Source organism: Sphingopyxis sp. 10G20-10 (assembly GCF_057365075.1).
This window is the reverse complement of the sequence record NZ_CP195117.1, coordinates 1,292,895-1,310,190: the sequence shown is the minus strand read 5'-3', so window position 1 is coordinate 1,310,190 and position 17,296 is coordinate 1,292,895. Positions and strand designations below refer to the sequence as shown.

Here is a 17,296-nt window from a genome sequence, read left to right as displayed (position 1 = left end):
CATCGATTCATTTTAAGAGACGCTATCATGGCGCGCGCAATCGGGCGAGGAAAAATCCGTCGCAGCCATCATGGCCGGGTGTCAGCAAATATCCGGCCCCGGCGGCGCGTCCCACACCCTCGGGCACGATGTCCTGTTCGGCTGTCCAGCCCGGATGGGCCGCCAAAAAACGATCCACTTGCTCTCGCCCCTCGCCTGCGATGACCGAGCAGACAGCATAGAGGAGTTTGCCGCCGGGGGCCACCAATTCGGCGCCCAAGTCCATCAACATGGCCTGATCGGCGACATGACGGTCGAGCCGCGAGGGGGTGAGCCGCCAGCGCAGTTCGGGGCTGCGCCGCCAGGTGCCCGACCCCGAGCAGGGCGCATCGACGATCACCCGATCGGCCTGTCCCACCCATATGTCGAGCATGGCGCGTTCCTGCCCCGGATTGAGCAACAGCGTCGTGATCGAGGACAAGCCGGCACGCTCGGCGCGCGGCGGCAATTGCTGTAGCCGCGCGCGATTGGTGTCGCAGGCCAATATCTCGGCCTGATCGCCGGTCGCCGCGGCAATGGCGAGCGTCTTGCCCCCTGCCCCGGCGCACAGATCGACAATGCGTTGCCCGGCGGCGGCTTGCAGCGCCATCGCGGCATGTTGGCTCGCCGCGTCCTGAATTTCATATTGGCCCGCCGTATAGGCGGGCTGTTGCGCCGCGGCGGTTTCGGCAGGAAGGCGCAGGCCGTTCGCCAGATGCGCGATGGGTTCAGCGCTGTCAAAAAGCGCCGCCACTTCGTCGCGGGCGGCCTTATGCGGATTGACCCGCAAATCGAGCGCCGCGCGCTCGATCATGGCCCCGCGCTCGTCCTCTCCCACCAGCGGATCAAACAAGTCGACCAATGCCGGAGCAGCCAGTCCGGTTTCCGCACGCGCTTCGTCAGGCGCGATGGCGGCGGGGCCATAGCCTGTTCCGTCGAACAGGTCCGCCAGTTCGGGCCGTTCGTCAACGAGCGTGAGCATCGCGGCGCGGCCCGTATCGGGCACCGAGCGGATGATGCGGATGGCATCATAGACCAGCGCCCGAATGGCGCGGCGGTCCTTTGATCCGGCATAGCGGCGCTGGCGCATGGCTTCGGCGACAATGGCATCGGCAGGTGGCCCGCCATCGCGCGCGGCGACGCTGATCGCATCGAGGATTTCAATTGCGGTCTGGACGCGGGCGGCGGGGGTCATGCTAAATAGCCCCTCTTCTTTAGGGGAGGGGTTGCGAGACTTGGCTCGGCCCAGCCGAGTTTAGTCGCAGCGGGGTGGGGGCTGTCGGCACGGCGCTGTGCCGACAGCCCCCACCCCAACCCCTCCCCTAAAGAGGAGGGGCTTATGATGGCCGCAAATCGCTGCATCTTTTCGATATCAGCGTGTCGGGTAATTGGGGGCCTCGCGGGTGATGGCAACGTCATGGACATGGCTTTCGCTAAGGCCCGCATTGGTGATCCGCACAAATGTGGCGCGTTCGCGAAAATCGGCAAGAGTGCGCGAACCTGTGTAGCCCATCGCCGCTTTTACGCCGCCGACAAGCTGATGAATGACGTCCTTGGCGGCACCTTTGAACGGCACCTGCCCCTCAATCCCTTCGGGGACGAGTTTCATATGGTCTTTGATGTCCTGCTGAAAATAGCGGTCGGCCGAGCCGCGCGCCATCGCGCCGACACTGCCCATACCGCGATAGCTTTTATAGGTGCGGCCCTGATAGAGGAAGGTTTCCCCCGGGGCTTCGGCGGTTCCGGCCAGCAAGGATCCGACCATGACGCTGCTGGCGCCTGCGGCCAGTGCCTTGGCAATATCGCCCGAGGTGCGGAGGCCGCCGTCGGCGATGACCGGCACATTTTGCTTTTCGGCGACCGCGACGCTGTCCATGATCGCGGTAAGTTGCGGCACGCCAACACCGGCGACAACGCGCGTTGTGCAGATGGACCCCGGTCCGATACCGACTTTGATGCCATCGGCTCCCGCATCGATCAGCGCGCGGGTGGCGTCGCCGGTGGCGACATTGCCGGCCAGCACCTGAACCCGGTTCGACATCGCCTTGATCCGCTCGACCGTCGCGCCGACCATCTTGCTGTGGCCATGCGCGGTATCGACGACGATCAGGTCACATTCGGCCTCTAACAAAGCCTCGGTGCGGGCGATGCCCGATTCGCCCGACGTGGTGGCCGCCGCAACGCGCAGCCGCCCAGTGTCGTCTTTGGTCGCATCGGGGAAATTGACCGCTTTTTCCATGTCTTTGACGGTAATCAGGCCAACGCATTGATAGGCGTCGTCAACGACCAGCAATTTTTCGATGCGGCGCTGGTGGAGCAATTTGCGCGCTTCTTCCTGCCCGACGCCGGGACGAACCGTCGCCAGATTGTCCGCGGTCATCAACTCGCGCACGGGTTGTTGCGGATTGGCGGCAAAGCGCACATCACGATGGGTCAATATGCCGACAAGTTTGCCGCCATTTTCGACCACCGGAATGCCCGAAATCTTGTGCTGCGCCATCAAAGCGGTGGCCTCGGCTAGCGAGGCATCGGGACCGATGGTAATCGGATTGACGATCATCCCGCTTTCAAAGCGTTTGACCTGCCGCACCGCCGCCGCCTGTTCGTCGATGGTCAGATTGCGATGAAGGACGCCGATGCCGCCGATCTGCGCCATCAAAATCGCCATATCACCCTCTGTCACCGTATCCATGGCCGAAGACAGGATGGGGATATTAAGGTTGATTTCGCTGGTCAGCCGCGTCGACAGATTGGCTTCGCTGGGCAGCATATCCGACGGCCCCGGAACCAGCAAAACATCGTCAAAGGTCAAACCGGTTTTTATTTCCATCTGGGCCACTTTCTGGTGCGGACAGCCGTGCCTTCGACAGGCGAAGGGTCAGCGGACATCGATTCGTTGGTGGCGGCCCATGTAACCAGTCGGCGCCGCGTGCGCCAGTGGGAGGGCAAGGAAAGTTTGCACGTCATATCCAGATAGCAGCAATTAGGCGGCGGAAAGCGGACTATCTATCTGTAATAAATGCAATCCGACCAAAGAGTTTCACCAGACCCATCACGGCCACCATGGAAGCATGAGAACATGGTTTGCGATCAACGGCAAGCGAGGGGCGACCACCAGATTGCGGACTTCCTCAGGTCAGCCACAATAAGGCCACCAGCCTCTGCGCGAGAAGGTTGGATGAAGGCGTATAACCACTCCATTGCGTGAGAAATCACCTCAATAATGCAGCTAAGTCATTGGTTTCTGGTAGCGGAGGAGGGACTTGAACCCCCGACACCCGGATTATGATTCCAACGGCTGCGCCAGCAAAAAACTTTTGACAGAAAACCAGCAAAGGTGTCCACTTTTCCCTGGGGGGGACAGTAGATGCAGGAAGCAAAGCGGCCACCGCGCGTCGTCGGCAAATATGGTGCGGCATTGATGAGCATCAACGGCATGATCGGAGCAGGGATTTTTGCCCTCCCCGCTCTGCTCCATGCCGAAGTCGGGACATTCGCCCCGTGGCTATTTCTGGTGTTCGGTCTGCTGTTCGCTTGCGGCATTCTGATCTCCGCTCGGTTATCCGGTATGTTCCGCTCGTCAGGTGGGCCTCAGTTGTGGATCCAAGTCGCATTCGGACCTTTCGCCGGTTTTCAGGCCGGATGGATCCTGGTGCTGGCTATGGCAGCAGGGCGTGCCGCGACACTCTATGTCCTCGTGTCCTATCTAGCCGTTATTTTCCCGATCTTCGCTGATCCGGTCATGAAGGGAATCGCGCTTGCCTTTCTCGTTCTGGTTCTCACTTGGATCACCATTTCGGGCATGAAGAACAGTATCGGCGGCCTTGTAGTGGGCACCGTTCTCAAGCTCTCGCCGATCGTCCTACTGTGCATATTGGCCTATGCTTCGGGCGGGATCGCCACATCATTCACGCTGCCGGATTTCGGTTCTGTCGAGAGCGTCGCACTGCTTGTGTTCTTTGCCTATTCCGGCGCCAACAGTTCGAGTTTCTCAGCAGGAGAGCTCAAGAATCCACGCCGCGATCTGCCAATAACGATGATTGGCTCATTGGCTCTGATCATCGCATTCTATATGGCCGTGCAATGGGCGTTCATCGCAGCGGGCGCTCCGCAAAGTGAAGGCGACGCCACGCCGCTTGCTGCAGCAGCGAAAACCGTAATGGGCGATCATGGAGCACTTATTCTCAGTCTGGCGGCGATTTTTTCCGTCGCGACCAACTCCCTGAACTTCTACATTGCAGGCGCCCGCGTCACTTATGGAATGGCGGACAGGGGCCTCCTGCCTGAAACATTTGCTCATATTTCGCCGCGCTTCCAGACGCCCGACCGTTCGATTCTTTTGTTCTCGACCATCGTGTGTATCATGCTCGCGAGCGGCGCATTTGCATTCCTTGCGTCAGTCACCTCGCTGGGAGCGCAAGGCGTTACGTTGGTGATGATCGCGGCATTCGTGGTTTTGATGCGTCGGTCCGATAACGGTCACGACGGACGGCTGTCGCTATACTGGTGGCCCGTCATCGCGGTGGGAGCGCTGTTTGCAATATTCACAATCGTCCAGGCACCAGCGACCGCCTTTGCACTTTTGACCGGCCTGATTGCACTGGGGTTCGCACTCTACTTCGTGGCACGGCGCGAAACGATCCGCACGCCCGAACCGGAGCTCGACTGATCCGGCTTTACGTGAGAATCTGCGATGCTCAGAAAGCACGGCTCGCGTCGTTTGCAACGACATAGGATTATAGGGAAATTGGTAGCGGAGGAGGGACTTGAACCCCCGACACCCGGATTATGATTCCGGTGCTCTAACCAGCTGAGCTACTCCGCCCCGAAAGGCCGCCGCGTGGGGCGAGCAGCGCCTATAGATAGGCGGCGCGGTGCGGTCAATAACCCCCGGCCATATCTTGGCCTCAGCCGCGAAACTTGCGTTCGAAGGCGGGTTCCCATGGGCCGCCGCGATAATGATGCGCCGCGAGGCCAGTGATGGCGAGGGCGCGCGGCTGGAAATCGGCCGCCAGGTCCGCAAGCAGCGCCTTGGCCGTGGCGGAGGTAACTTTGTTCTGGATGGTGATGTGGAGGCGCGGGGTGCCCTGATCCTGCGCCGACAGCGAACCGGCAAACCAGTCGGCTATACGCGCCCGAATATCAAGCAGATCGGGGCTGTGGATGCGAAAGGCGGTGCCACCGCCAAGCGAGATGAGGTCGACGAGCATCGCTGCGGGCGGGGCATCGACGACGATCGCTTTGATCAGTCGATCGAGTTCGGCAAGACAGGAAGGCGGCAGTTGATGGAACAGGCTGATATGCGCCGCCACCTGATTGCGGGCGGGCGGATAGTGGGCGGTTCGCAGAGCGTTGAAGTGGCGCTGATCAGCCGCACCCATCATCGCCGCTACGATGATGGGTGCGGCACCAGCGGGCCGGAACGGAGGGGACAAATCCGGCCCGGAGATCGTCAGGCCGCCTTGGCCAGAACGCCCGTGTACGGGTTGGCCTTCACCCATTCGAGCGCCTTTTCGGGGGTCGATTCGCCATAGGGATCGCTGTCGCTGCCCTCATCATTGATGCCGGGTTCGACGAACATCTGGACGATGACACCGTCGTCAACAATCGCGGTGTAGCGCCAGCTGCGCATCCCGAAGCCGAGGTGATCCTTGTTGATGAGCATCCCCATACGACGGGTGAAAGCACCCGACCCATCGGGAAGCATCTTGACCTTGTCGACGCCCAGATGCTTGGCCCAGTTGAACATCACAAAGGCGTCATTGACGCTGATGCAGTGAATGTCGGTCACATCCTCGGCGGCGAAATCTTCATAAAGGCGTTCAAAACCGGGGCACTGTTCATTCGAGCAGGTCGGGGTATAGGCGCCGGGCAGACCGAACAGGACATGGCGGCCCTTGGCGAAATGCGCGCCGGTGTCGATATCCTGCCAGCGAAACGGGTTCGGACCTTCGACATTTTCGTCGCGAACGCGGGTGTGAAGGGTGACGGCGGGAACGGGTTGGTTGATCATTGGGAGATTATCCTTTTTTGCTTTGGTTGCGTTACATGTCTTCTACGCGCGAAAGGCTTAATCGCTCCAACGGAGTGTATCGCTAAGTTTAATCGATTTTTTCAATAAGACGTTGCCGGGCTTCCTCATGGGATCCTTGCGGTCAACTTTACAGGCTGACCCAAAAGCTTTGCAGCGCCGCCGCGACCGCATGGGGACGCTGGGCAATCGCCCAATGGCCCGCTTCCTCGATGATGTGCAGCGGCGTGCCATGATTGTTGGAAAAACGCTGCGCAACCGACAGGTCAACATAGGGGTCGCCCGCTCCCCAGATGAGCAGGCCATTTGACGGCAGCCTGCTGACATCCCTTGCCCAGTCGTGGCTGAAATTCAGCCCATTGGCCGAGCGATAAAGACGCAGGATGGCGCGGCGTTTATCCTTGTTGATCCACTGGCTCGCCTCTTCGGCGGCAATGTCGGCGGGCATGCCCTGCTCGACGAGTCCTTTGGCCAGCGCCGCAGGCTTGCTCAACGCCATGAAAATCTCGCCCAGCACCGGCGTGTTCCAGATGCGCGCGATGCGATGACCGCGATAATCGGGGTCGATGACGGCGTTCGATACGCACCAGCTGCGGATCAGGTCGGGGCGCAGCATTGCCACGCGCTGGGCAATCAGCGCGCCCCAATCATGACCGATAATGTCGATCGGGCCATGCGCTGCAAACAGCGCCTGTACTTCGCCAACTGCCCAGTCGGCATAAGCCTCTTTGGTTGCGGCAAATCCAGCGGGAAGCGAACCGGTGAAGCCGGGAAGCGCGGGCACTGCGACTGGCGTATCGCCGAGCGCGAGTGCCGCGATGGGCGGCCCCCAGATGGCAGGGCTGTCGGGCACGCCGTGCAGGAAGAGTTTGGCGGTGGTCACATTTCCCCTCGCTCGCGCCTCAATGCATACCATTTCTGCACATTGGCATCATGCTCGGCAAGGCTGCGCGAAAAGATGTGGCCGCCATCACCCTTTGCCACGAAATAGAGATAGTCATTGGCTTCGGGGTTGAGGACGGCGGCGATCGACGCGCGGCCGGGGTTGGCGATGGGGCCTTTGGGCAGACCAATCATGCTGTAGGTATTATAGTCGTTGACCGCCTGAATTTCGGAGCGTTTGATGCGGCGACCGAGCGGTTTTCCCTTGGTGATCGGATAAATGATCGTCGGGTCGGCCTGCAATTTCATGCCAAGCGCGAGACGGTTGGTATAGACCCCCGCAACACGTTTCCGCTCAGACGGTAGCGCAGTTTCCTTCTCGACAATCGAAGCCAGCGCCAGCGTCTCATTGCGGTCTTTAACGCCGGTGCGCGGGTTGCGTTTTTTCCATTGTGCGTCGAAATATTTGTCCATCGCCGCCTGCATCCGCGCGATCATCTTGGCGCGGCTGTCGCCAGTGGTGAAGGCATAGGTATCGGGCAAAATACTGCCTTCGGCGGGAACGGTGATTTTACCGGTCAGCCGTTTTTCGGCCATCAGCCGGTCCCAGACCATGATCGACGGCATACCTTCGGGGATGGTGACAAAGCGCTGGATCGTCTTGCCCGATTGCAACAGTTTGAGCACGTCGCCGGTGTCCATGCCGGCGGTTATCTTATACTCGCCGGGCTTGATCGGTGCATCGGAGCCAAAAAAACGCGCCTGATTCACAAAGGCTGACGCAGACGAAACGGCATCCGCCTCTGCCAAAATTTCGCCCGCCTTGGCGATGCTGGACCCCGACGGGATGACGACGACCGTATCGCGCGGCGCACCGCCCGAGCAGGCCGCGAGGAGAAGGGCGAGGAAGGCGGTTAAAAAGATGCGAGCCAAAATTATAACCTCACTTCATTTGTCATGCCGAACTTGTTTCAGCATCCATGGCCTGATGTCGCTCGCTGTGGCCGTGGACCCCGAAACAAGTTCAGGGTGACGAAGATGGTCAATCCACCGCCTTCACAATCAAACTTGCGTTGGTGCCGCCAAAGCCGAAGCTGTTGTTCAGCGCCGCACGCACCTGCCGCTTGCGGGCGGTGTGCGGGACGAGGTCGACGCCTTCGGTCCCTTCGTCCGGATTGTCGAGGTTGAGCGTCGGCGGCACAACCTGGTCGCGGATGGAAAGGATGCAGAAAATCGTCTCGACCGCTCCCGCTCCGCCTAGCAAATGGCCGATGGCCGATTTGGTCGAGCTCATCGACATGCCGCCAATGGCATCGCCGAACAGCCGCTTCACTGCGCCCAGTTCGATGGTGTCGGCCATGGTCGAGGTGCCGTGGGCGTTGACATAATCGATGTCGGAGACGGTCATGCCCGCTTTTTTGAGCGCCATTTCCATCGACCGAAACGCGCCAGACCCGTCTGGATGCGGCGCGGTGACGTGATGGGCATCACCCGACAGGCCATAGCCGACGACTTCGGCATAAATTTTGGCACCGCGCGCCTTGGCATGTTCATATTCTTCGAGCACGACGACGCCTGCGCCCTCACCCATCACAAAACCGTCGCGATCCTTGTCATAAGGACGGCTGGCCTTTTCGGGGGCGTCGTTGCTGCTCATGTTGAGGGCGCGCGCTTGGGCAAAACCGGCAATGCCGATGGGGCAGATGGTGGCCTCTGCCCCGCCCGCCAGCATGATATCGGCATCATCGTCGCGGATCATCCGCGCCGCATCGCCAATCGAATGGGCACCGGTCGAGCAAGCCGTAACGACGGCATGGTTGGGGCCTTGCAAGCCATATTTAATGCTGACCTGACCCGAGATCAGATTGATCAGGCGGCCATGGACGAAATGCGGGCTAACGCGGCCCGGCCCCTTTTCGGCGAGCAACAGACTTTCGCTTTCGATGCCTGGCAGGCCGCCTATGCCCGATCCGATCGAGCAACCAGCGCGCAATTTCATCGCGTCGGACATATCCTCTAGTCCAGCGTCCTCGATCGCCTGCCCCGCCGCATCAATGCCAAAGATGATGAAAGGATCGACCTGGCGTTGCACCTTATGATCGACGCGTTTGGCGGGGTCGAAACCATATTCATGGTCCGGGCCTTTGACCTCACAGGCGATCGTGCATTTCTGGTCCGACGCATCGAAATGGGTAATCTGGCCAGCGCCCGATTTTCCGGCGAGGATGTTGGTCCAACAGGTTTCCACATCGGCGCCCAGCGGCGTCACCAAACCCAAACCTGTCACCACAACGCGGCGCATATACATTCCTCTCGTCCATCACCCGACTGTCGGGTTCTGCCATATAGGCTCGCAACAACCCAAGAAAAAGGCTTCCCGGTCACAGCGCGCAAGCGGGCTGGACCGGGAAGCCGGAAAAGCTAGGGGCAGCGCAATAAACTGCCCCGTCCGGCGGTGCCGGACCGAACGGCCTTAGCCCTTGTTCGCTTCGATATAGTCGATCGCATCCTTGACGGTGCCGATCTTTTCGGCCGCGTCATCAGGAATTTCGACGCCAAATTCTTCTTCGAACGCCATCACCAGTTCGACAATGTCCAGGCTGTCTGCGCCCAGGTCATCGATGAAGCTCGCTTCTTCGGTGACCTTGTCGGCTTCGACGCCCAGATGTTCGACGACAATCTTTTTTACCTTTTCGGCCGAATCGCTCATGCGCAGTTCCTTTTCTGACTAAGCCTTAATGTTGGTGTTGCCCTAGTGTGCGGCGACGAAACTGACAAGGGGGCGTTCGCGGGTATGCGAAAGCCACATGTTGTTTTGTTTCGGTGCCCCAGGTCCGACTGAGCCGACCCTGTTTGCAGGCAACCGCGATGTCAAGATGGCGGCCGTGTTGTTGACAGGCCCGTTTCACGCACCGCCTCTGCTGCGCGTTTGATCACCTTGGGTGTAATTATGAATTTCTGCAGCACGGTTTCGGGCGCAGCGTCGGACGGTTGTTTTGTATAAAGAAGCAGTTTCTTCCAAAGCTGACGCGCCTCCACCATTTTGCCGTTGCGTGCATAAATAATGGCCCGTACCATCAGATATTGAGGCTCCATATTACTCGGCGACGGCATACGGTTGAGCACGGCAAGACCTTCGTCATTCTCACCTCGTTGGGACAGGATGAAGGCCAAAGTCACTGCTGGCACGCCGGCATGGGAATCATCCAGCCAAAGCGACCTACGCAGCAGTTTCTCGCCATTCACCATATCGCCGCACGCCATATCAAATAAGCCAAAATATCCGATCATATCGGCATCAAACGGGTTGCGCTCAATCGCCGCTTCGCCAATCGAAATTCCTCGCTCGCAATTGCCTTTGTAAAAATTCGCCCGTGCCAGAGAGAACAGTCCGGCCGACGTATTAGGCCCTGCATCACTGGCGCGTTTCGCCAAATCCTCCGCCTCGAGAAAGGCTGTCTTGCCAGCGAGATCATCCCGAAGCGGCTGCCACTCACTAAAGCGAAGCAGGGACAGTGCGCTGAGCAATTGCGGGTTGGTCGGATCCCGTTTCAACGAAGCGCGCAGGCATTTGGCGACCGGCTTGCTGTTCGTTGCCGTGCGCATTTGCCGAACCCGATTATATTGCGCGAAACAGGGGTATCCCACGGAATAATTCTGTGGTTCCCGTTCCAATTGGTCCTGAACAATGACCCCATAGTCTCCCGCGATTTTTGATATGGCGGGCTCAAATGCGATAAATTCGGGCACTTCTGGTTCCGTGACCCGAATCTGTTGCGACCAGATTGTCCGCTCATCATCCGTCCGGTTGAGAACCAGCGTTACATCAATCGGCCCGTCAATCGTCCGCACGATAGTGGAATCGAGTCGATAATCGGGTTGGCGCTTAGTCGCCTTCGCATTGGCTCCGCGCGCACTGTGTAACTGGATCGCCTCGAAGCGGCGCAAACCATCGCGCAGTTTTGCCTCAAGTCCGCGTGACAAAGCCTGACTTATGTCCGAATCGCCAGCGACGGGCGGTGCAATTTCGACCAAAGGCGCGGGCACCAACGCCCTGCCTATCGGTGATTCGGGCGATTGATTGAGCCACCATCCTACGCTTCCTGCCAAAGCGAAAACGAGCAAGGTGATGAGCAACGCCTTGCCCCCCGCCAGACGATTTCGCCCAAATAGCTTGGCGTCATGATGGTCAGTACTGGCGTCGCTGTCCTGACCGGGTGCGGCCTGCTGTTCAGCGACCACGGCGACCGGCTGCTCGTCGCGGCGCTGAATGAGAATTTCATAGCTGCCATGTGGAATGCGCAAGCGATGCAGACCATCGGTTTCGGCATAATATCGGTCGAGCAAATTGCGCAGGCGGCCCACCATAACGCGTGGGTAGCTGTCCACGGCGGGATCGAAATCGGCGTCGCGCCCCAGGGCTTCGGTCGCGACCGCATAGGCTTTCGGTGAGGCCCTTCCACCCCGAAGCCGATGGTCGATGAGGAATTTCAGCAAACGAGACAATACCGGCGAACGTTGGAATTGAGGCGACGCGAGGAGGCGATCTCGCTCCTCGGCGACAATCCGGTCGCTGTTGTTGATTTCCTGCTCAGCCATTTAACTTGGGCAATCCATTCCTATGACATACGGCTGACACGCGGCAAGGTGGATTTGTCAGGTCGAACGCGAGACAAAACATGCTACTCGATTGTCGCGGCAACATCACCATCCAAACAGGGTTTCAACGAGATTCTTCACCCAAACCATTATCAAAATGGATAGGAAACGAAGTTAATTTTGCGTTATCAGAACGCTACAACCCGTGACGTGACCTGATGTAACTCATACTGACGGACATTCTGTGCCACATATTGGTCACCGAGACGCATCATGACATCTTATGGAGTGGATCGGAGTGGATTGGGCCTTGTGCTCAAGCCGGAATACAGGCCGATGATTCGACGGGGCAAAGCTGGTCCCTAGCCCGACTGATGCACGTATCGGCCTTAAGATTTGCGACTTTGCCAGACGGGGGAATACCCCCACCATTACCCCGTCTGGCAAGTCCATCCCCCCAGCACACCCAAACACGCCATGGCTCGGCAAAAACCATGGCGCGCACGATAAACGCTAGTCCATCAGGATTTAGCGGGAGCTCCGGCGTCCGATGGCGGCGTGATGTCCTTGGGTCCGCATTCGCCCTTGCGCTCGCTCTGGATACGCATGACCATTTCGCCTTCGGGGCTGCCATCGGTCTTTTTCGCCGCAATCGACATGGTGATATCCTGTGATGTGGCTCCGCTGGTCCCGGTTGCGGTCATGTTCATCACCTTGCCGTCCTTGCCCTTGCAGGTCGCTGCAAAGTCGATCTTGTTGCCATTGACCGCCTGTTTATCAAAGGTGCAGTTCTCGCCGCGCGTACCCATATCGGACAGCTTCTTTTCCATATCTTCCTTCGCCGCCGCTTCGGGGGTCAGGCACACGGTCATGCCGCTGAGCATAGAGAACATCTGTTGCATCTGTTCCTTGTCGCCGGGTTTGACGTCGCTGCCCTCCAATTTGACGATATCGATTTTCTGCGACCAACTGCCCGGCTGGCGTTTTTCCGGCGGGCCGTTAGCAGCGGCCGTTGCGCCCGCGAGTGCACTTGCCTCTTTGCCAGCCGCATCCTTGGTCTTGTCGCCGCAACCAGCGAGCATCAGGCTGCTGGCCGCTGCGAGCAAAAGCATCTTTTTCATGTCTATCCCCTGTGGGTTGTGATTGTGAACCGGCCCCATCCTGCCCATATTGCCTCTGATGGCAATTCAGATTCGCACTTCGCTCGACGAAATCGACACCAGCGGCGAATATATCCCGCACCGTCCCGACCGACCAGATAAGGTTGAGGGCGGGAAAAGGTTCGAGTTGGTGAGCGAGTATGAACCCGCTGGCGACCAGCCGACCGCAATTCGCGAACTGGTCGATTCCGCGCTGGCAGGGGAACGCGATCAGGTGCTGCTGGGCGTCACCGGATCGGGCAAGACTTTCACCATGGCCAAGATGATCGACGCGCTGCAACGCCCCGCCCTCATCCTCGCCCCCAACAAGATTCTCGCCGCCCAATTATATGGCGAGTTCAAAAGTTTTTTTCCGAACAATGCGGTCGAATATTTCGTCAGCTATTATGATTATTACCAGCCCGAAGCCTATGTTCCGCGCAGCGACACCTATATCGAGAAAGAGTCGAGCGTAAACGAAGCGATCGACCGGATGCGCCATTCGGCGACCCGCGCCCTGCTCGAACGTGACGATGTGATTATCGTCGCATCGGTTTCCTGTCTTTATGGCATCGGGTCGGTCGAAACCTATTCGGCGATGATTTTCGACCTCAAAAAAGGACAGGTCGCCGACAATCGTGAGATTATCCGCAAGCTTGTTGCGCTCCAATATAAGCGCAATGATCAAGCGTTCGCGCGCGGCAATTTTCGCGTGCGCGGGGACAGTCTGGAAATCTTCCCCTCTCACTATGAAGATATGGCGTGGCGCGTCAGTTTCTTTGGCGACGAGATAGAGGAAATCACCGAATTTGATCCGCTGACCGGCAAGAAAATTGCCAACCTCAACAGCATCCGTATTTACGCCAATTCGCACTATGTGACGCCGGGGCCAACGCTGAAGCAAGCGACCGAAGCGATCAAACATGAGCTGGGCGAGCGGCTGAAAGAGCTGGAGGCCGAGGGTAAGCTGCTCGAACATCAGCGGCTCGAGCAACGCACCCATTTCGACCTTGAGATGATCGCCGCCACCGGAAGCTGCGCGGGAATCGAAAATTACAGCCGATTCCTCACCGGCCGCCTGCCCGGCGAACCGCCGCCGACCCTGTTCGAATATCTGCCCGACAATGCCCTGTTGTTCGTCGACGAAAGCCATCAGACGGTGCCGCAGATCGGCGCGATGTCAAAAGGCGATTTGCGACGCAAGATTACCCTCGCCGAATATGGATTTCGCCTGCCGTCGTGCATCGACAACCGCCCGCTGCGCTTTGCCGAATGGGACGTCATGCGACCACAAACGGTCAGCGTGTCGGCGACCCCGGGAACATGGGAGATGGAACGGACGCAGGGCGTGTTCGCCGAACAGATCATCCGTCCCACCGGCCTCATTGATCCGCCGGTCGAAATCAAACCGGTCGAAGAACAGGTCAACGACCTGATCAACGAAGCCAAAATCACCGCCGCCGCGGGCTATCGCACCCTTGTCACCACGCTGACCAAGCGCATGGCCGAGGATCTGACCGAATTCCTCCACGAGGCGGGGTTGAAAGTCCGCTATATGCACAGCGATGTCGAGACACTGGAGCGGATCGAGATCATCCGCGACCTGCGGCTGGGCGTGTTCGACGTGCTGGTCGGCATCAACCTGCTGCGCGAAGGGCTCGACATTCCCGAATGCGGGCTGGTTGCGATCCTCGATGCCGACAAGGAAGGATTTTTGCGCAGCGAAACCAGCCTCGTCCAGACCATCGGTCGCGCCGCGCGCAACGTCGATGGCCGCGTCATCCTCTATGCCGACCGCATCACCGGCAGCATGGAGCGCGCACTGCGAGAAACCGACCGCCGCCGCGAAAAGCAGGAAGCCTATAACGTCGAACATGGCATCACGCCGACGACAATCAAACGCAACATCGGCGACATCATCGCGCATGTCGCGTCCAAAGACAGCGTCACGGTCGACCTGGGCGACGACAAACCCAAACATATGGTCGGCCACAATCTGCGCGCTTACATTCAGGACCTGGAAAAAAAGATGCGCGACGCCGCCGCCGACCTGGAGTTCGAAGAAGCCGGTCGCCTGCGCGACGAAATCCGCAAGCTGGAGGCCGACGAACTGGGATTGCCCGCCGACCAACAGGTCGCGCCCAGAGTCGGGCGCTCTAACGAGGGGAAGCCGGGGACACGCAAAGGGCGGTTCGGCAAGCAGAGCAAGACCAAGTGGGGGCGGTGATGTTCAACAAAGCAAGTCACGTAATCTGTTGAATGGAAAGTCGATCCTGACGGCGGTAACAACCCTCTTGTGGTGGCGATAACACGTCACCAGCAAAAGGAAGCGGAACATGGTCAAACCCTCAAAGTTATTTGCTCTGTTGCTGGAAAATTCGAATCGCGATGTGGCGTTTCGCGATTTTCTGGCTTTGATCGCAGCCATTGGCTTTGTTCATTCCCGAACCAAGGGCAGCCACCAAAGTTTCGTTCACGCGAAATGCCCGAAACTGCTGGTCGTGCAGCCGAAGGGCAAGGACGCAAAGCGCTACCAAGTTCGCGAATTTCTTGATATGGTCGAGGAGTATGGTTTAACTTTGGATCAATGATGCAACACCGCTATCACATCAATGTTTTCTGGTATCCTGACGATGGTTGCTGGATTGCCGACGTGCCCGATCTAAAGCCTTGTTCCGCGCATGGAGACACACCGTCAGAAGCGATTGCCGAAGCTGAAATTGCTATCGAACTTTGGCTGGAGACGGCGGCAGAAAATGGCCTGCCTATACCACCTCCACGCTATCGTCCGGCGATTTACGCAGCGGCCTGAACCAAGCGCAAGAAAGTGCGCGGACGATTAGTGACATTGCGCGTTCCAAGGGCATGAGCGACATCGCGCGGACGGCTGGATTGGGACGACAGGCGCTCTATGCCGCCCTGTCTGAGAATGGCAATCCGACCCTCGAAACGTTGACTGCCGTGCTTGATGCACTCGGATTACGATTGACGGTGCAACCCAAAGCCGCCTGACGCGGCGCGCTTCGACAAATGGTCTGATCCTGGCGACGGACGCCCTTGCCCCCTCGTGCCTCCCTGCTTAGGGTCCGCGCCAAATCGGGGAGACAAATTCAATGAAAAAACTGGCCATTGCCGCGCTGGCGCTTGCGTCCGCCATGCCCATAACGCTGTATGCGAAAGAGGCACCGACCACCGAAGCCACGGCATCGGATGAAAAGGCCGCCGATTATCAACCGCAAGTCCATACGACGAAAATGTCCGGCACATTCGGCGGCCAGCGTATCGACTATTCGGCGACAATTGGCGAAACCATCCTCAAGAATAAAGAGGATGTGCCCGAAGCCGCCATCGTCACCACCGCCTATATCAAAGAACCGCGCGACAAGAATCGCCCCGTCACCTTTTTGTTCAACGGCGGCCCCGGGTCTGGCACCGTCTGGTTGATGATGGGGGCGTTCGGGCCAAAGCGCGTCGCCATTCCGGGTAACGGCACCGACGATGGTGCGCCGCCCTATCCATTGGTCGACAATCCCGATGCGCTGCTTGATGCCACCGACATCGTTTTTATCGACCCGCCGGGCACCGGATTTTCACACCTGATCGGCAAGGCCGATCCCAAGGATTATTATGGTGTTACGCAGGACGCCAAAGCCGTGGCGACGGTGATCCGACGCTGGCTCAACGATAATGGTCGCTGGAACAGCCCCAAATTTCTGGGTGGTGAAAGCTATGGCACCACGCGGTCGGCCGCGGTTGCCAACCAGTTGATGAATGTGACCTATAATGATGTCGGACTAAACGGCATCATATTGGTGTCGACGGTGCTTGATTTTGCCGCCGGGTCGGACACGCCGGGCAATGAACTGTCCTATATCACCAACCTGCCATCGATGGCCACGACCGCCTATTACCATCACAAGGCCACCGCGTCGTCAGCCGAAGAAATTGCCGAAGAGGCGCGCAAGTGGGCGATTGGCCCCTATGCGTCGGCGCTGCTGAAAGGGCAAAAGCTGCAAGGCGAGGAGCGCGCCAATATCCGGCGCGAACTGGCGCGCTTTACCGGGCTGAGCGAAGACTATCTGGAAAGCGCCGATCTGCGTGTGTCGCCCGACCGTTTTTACAAGCAATTGTTGCGCGATCAGGGGCTGACGATCGGACGGCTCGATTCACGCTATACGGGCAAAGATTATGACAATGCGGGCGAAAGCCCCGACAATGATCCCAGTTTCTATGGCATCGACGCCGCCTATACCGCCGCCGTCAACAGCTGGGAACGCGATACATTGGGGTTCAAAACCGACCGCGAATATCAATCGATCAGCAACATTGGCAGCCAATGGGACTGGCGCATCGGCGGACGCGATACCAACGCCTATTTGAACGTCGCCCCCTATATTGGGCAGGCTTTGCGCGAAAATTCGGGTCTGCGCGTGATGGTTGCACAGGGATATTATGACTTTGCGACGCCCTTTTTCGCCGCAGAATATTCGCTGTCACGCACCGGCATCCCGCAGGACCGCATCCAATATCATTATTATCAGGCGGGCCACATGATGTATATTCACGACGAAGATCGTCACAAATTGTCGCAGGATATCCGCGCATTTATTCGCGCTCGATAAGGTCG

General features: G+C 58.7%; 16 protein-coding genes and 1 tRNA gene. 6 read left to right on the top strand and 11 right to left on the bottom strand.

Translation table 11 applies throughout. The annotated features are described in order from the left end of the window. Positions 1–25: 25 nt before the first annotated feature. Together ACR3XE_RS06365 and guaB are read right to left on the bottom strand one after the other, a co-directional pair. Entirely contained in the window at positions 26–1,213 is a 1,188-nt protein-coding gene (locus ACR3XE_RS06365; RefSeq protein ID WP_473698453.1) for an RsmB/NOP family class I SAM-dependent RNA methyltransferase, read from the bottom strand. A 177-nt stretch (positions 1,214–1,390) separates the two neighbouring features. Next, on the bottom strand, positions 1,391–2,848 hold the full coding sequence (gene guaB / locus ACR3XE_RS06360) for an IMP dehydrogenase (RefSeq protein ID WP_473698454.1): 1,458 nt from the start codon (positions 2,846–2,848) through the stop codon (positions 1,391–1,393). A 537-nt stretch (positions 2,849–3,385) separates the two neighbouring features. Here guaB and ACR3XE_RS06355 point away from each other — a divergent pair. Then, the gene (locus tag ACR3XE_RS06355; RefSeq protein WP_473698455.1) at positions 3,386–4,687 is read left to right on the top strand and encodes an APC family permease; all 1,302 of its coding nucleotides are present in this window, start codon (positions 3,386–3,388) and stop codon (positions 4,685–4,687) included. Positions 4,688–4,766: 79 nt separating this feature from the next. Here ACR3XE_RS06355 and ACR3XE_RS06350 read toward each other — a convergent pair. The 9 genes from ACR3XE_RS06350 to ACR3XE_RS06310 all read right to left on the bottom strand — a co-directional run bounded on the left by ACR3XE_RS06350 (position 4,767) and on the right by ACR3XE_RS06310 (position 12,651). Next, positions 4,767–4,843 (bottom strand) — tRNA-Met (locus tag ACR3XE_RS06350). Positions 4,844–4,925: 82 nt separating this feature from the next. Beyond that, positions 4,926–5,519 carry a 2'-5' RNA ligase family protein gene (locus ACR3XE_RS06345; protein WP_473698456.1) on the bottom strand — a complete coding sequence of 198 codons (594 nt, stop codon included), beginning with the start codon at positions 5,517–5,519 and terminating at the stop codon, positions 4,926–4,928. After that, on the bottom strand, positions 5,471–6,031 hold the full coding sequence (locus ACR3XE_RS06340; RefSeq protein ID WP_473698457.1) for a peroxiredoxin: 561 nt from the start codon (positions 6,029–6,031) through the stop codon (positions 5,471–5,473). Before ACR3XE_RS06340 ends, ACR3XE_RS06345 begins: the two co-directional genes overlap by 49 nt. Before the next feature lie 148 nt (positions 6,032–6,179). After that, positions 6,180–6,932 carry an alpha/beta fold hydrolase gene (locus ACR3XE_RS06335; protein WP_473698458.1) on the bottom strand — a complete coding sequence of 251 codons (753 nt, stop codon included), beginning with the start codon at positions 6,930–6,932 and terminating at the stop codon, positions 6,180–6,182. Next, on the bottom strand, positions 6,929–7,864 hold the full coding sequence (gene mltG / locus ACR3XE_RS06330; protein ID WP_473698459.1) for an endolytic transglycosylase MltG: 936 nt from the start codon (positions 7,862–7,864) through the stop codon (positions 6,929–6,931). The genes ACR3XE_RS06335 and mltG overlap by 4 nt, the downstream gene beginning before the upstream one ends. Before the next feature lie 109 nt (positions 7,865–7,973). After that, the gene (gene fabF, locus ACR3XE_RS06325) at positions 7,974–9,233 is read right to left on the bottom strand and encodes a beta-ketoacyl-ACP synthase II (protein WP_473700350.1); all 1,260 of its coding nucleotides are present in this window, start codon (positions 9,231–9,233) and stop codon (positions 7,974–7,976) included. A gap of 171 nt (positions 9,234–9,404) precedes the next feature. Continuing rightward, the gene (locus ACR3XE_RS06320) at positions 9,405–9,641 is read right to left on the bottom strand and encodes an acyl carrier protein (RefSeq protein WP_473698460.1); all 237 of its coding nucleotides are present in this window, start codon (positions 9,639–9,641) and stop codon (positions 9,405–9,407) included. 161 nt (positions 9,642–9,802) lie between these two features. Beyond that, positions 9,803–11,530, bottom strand: coding sequence for a tetratricopeptide repeat protein (locus ACR3XE_RS06315; RefSeq protein ID WP_473698461.1), 1,728 nt, complete (start codon positions 11,528–11,530; stop codon positions 9,803–9,805). 521 nt (positions 11,531–12,051) lie between these two features. Continuing rightward, positions 12,052–12,651: a DUF3617 domain-containing protein gene (locus tag ACR3XE_RS06310; protein ID WP_473698462.1), complete on the bottom strand. Its 600-nt coding sequence runs from the start codon at positions 12,649–12,651 to the stop codon at positions 12,052–12,054. A 58-nt stretch (positions 12,652–12,709) separates the two neighbouring features. Between ACR3XE_RS06310 and uvrB the strand changes: the two genes are divergently transcribed. The 5 genes from uvrB (at position 12,710) to ACR3XE_RS06285 (ending at position 17,291) form a co-directional block, all read left to right on the top strand. After that, positions 12,710–14,896, top strand: coding sequence for an excinuclease ABC subunit UvrB (gene uvrB / locus ACR3XE_RS06305; RefSeq protein WP_486185989.1), 2,187 nt, complete (start codon positions 12,710–12,712; stop codon positions 14,894–14,896). 109 nt (positions 14,897–15,005) lie between these two features. Continuing rightward, the gene (locus ACR3XE_RS06300; RefSeq protein ID WP_486185988.1) at positions 15,006–15,260 is read left to right on the top strand and encodes a type II toxin-antitoxin system HicA family toxin; all 255 of its coding nucleotides are present in this window, start codon (positions 15,006–15,008) and stop codon (positions 15,258–15,260) included. Further along, positions 15,260–15,481, top strand: a complete 222-nt coding sequence (locus tag ACR3XE_RS06295; protein ID WP_473700351.1) for a type II toxin-antitoxin system HicB family antitoxin — start codon at positions 15,260–15,262, stop codon at positions 15,479–15,481. Before ACR3XE_RS06300 ends, ACR3XE_RS06295 begins: the two co-directional genes overlap by 1 nt. Next, positions 15,403–15,681: an addiction module antidote protein gene (locus tag ACR3XE_RS06290; RefSeq protein WP_486185987.1), complete on the top strand. Its 279-nt coding sequence runs from the start codon at positions 15,403–15,405 to the stop codon at positions 15,679–15,681. The genes ACR3XE_RS06295 and ACR3XE_RS06290 overlap by 79 nt, the downstream gene beginning before the upstream one ends. A gap of 101 nt (positions 15,682–15,782) precedes the next feature. After that, positions 15,783–17,291, top strand: a complete 1,509-nt coding sequence (locus tag ACR3XE_RS06285) for a S10 family peptidase (RefSeq protein ID WP_473698465.1) — start codon at positions 15,783–15,785, stop codon at positions 17,289–17,291. The last annotated feature ends 5 nt before the right edge of the window (positions 17,292–17,296 follow it).

Bases quoted from the DNA above. Each gene is read 5' to 3' on its own strand.
- ACR3XE_RS06355 (WP_473698455.1), top strand. From the start codon at position 3,386: ATGCAGGAAGCAAAGCGGCCACCGCGCGTCGTCGGCAAATATGGTGCG.
- ACR3XE_RS06365 (WP_473698453.1), bottom strand. From the start codon at position 1,213: ATGACCCCCGCCGCCCGCGTCCAGACCGCAATTGAAATCCTCGATGCG.
- ACR3XE_RS06320 (WP_473698460.1), bottom strand. From the start codon at position 9,641: ATGAGCGATTCGGCCGAAAAGGTAAAAAAGATTGTCGTCGAACATCTG.
- ACR3XE_RS06295 (WP_473700351.1), top strand. From the start codon at position 15,260: ATGCAACACCGCTATCACATCAATGTTTTCTGGTATCCTGACGATGGT.
- uvrB (WP_486185989.1), top strand. From the start codon at position 12,710: ATGGCAATTCAGATTCGCACTTCGCTCGACGAAATCGACACCAGCGGC.
- fabF (WP_473700350.1), bottom strand. From the start codon at position 9,233: ATGCGCCGCGTTGTGGTGACAGGTTTGGGTTTGGTGACGCCGCTGGGC.
- ACR3XE_RS06300 (WP_486185988.1), top strand. From the start codon at position 15,006: ATGGTCAAACCCTCAAAGTTATTTGCTCTGTTGCTGGAAAATTCGAAT.
- ACR3XE_RS06285 (WP_473698465.1), top strand. From the start codon at position 15,783: ATGAAAAAACTGGCCATTGCCGCGCTGGCGCTTGCGTCCGCCATGCCC.
- ACR3XE_RS06310 (WP_473698462.1), bottom strand. From the start codon at position 12,651: ATGAAAAAGATGCTTTTGCTCGCAGCGGCCAGCAGCCTGATGCTCGCT.
- ACR3XE_RS06340 (WP_473698457.1), bottom strand. From the start codon at position 6,031: ATGATCAACCAACCCGTTCCCGCCGTCACCCTTCACACCCGCGTTCGC.
- ACR3XE_RS06345 (WP_473698456.1), bottom strand. From the start codon at position 5,519: ATGGGTGAAGGCCAACCCGTACACGGGCGTTCTGGCCAAGGCGGCCTG.
- guaB (WP_473698454.1), bottom strand. From the start codon at position 2,848: ATGGAAATAAAAACCGGTTTGACCTTTGACGATGTTTTGCTGGTTCCG.
- ACR3XE_RS06315 (WP_473698461.1), bottom strand. From the start codon at position 11,530: ATGGCTGAGCAGGAAATCAACAACAGCGACCGGATTGTCGCCGAGGAG.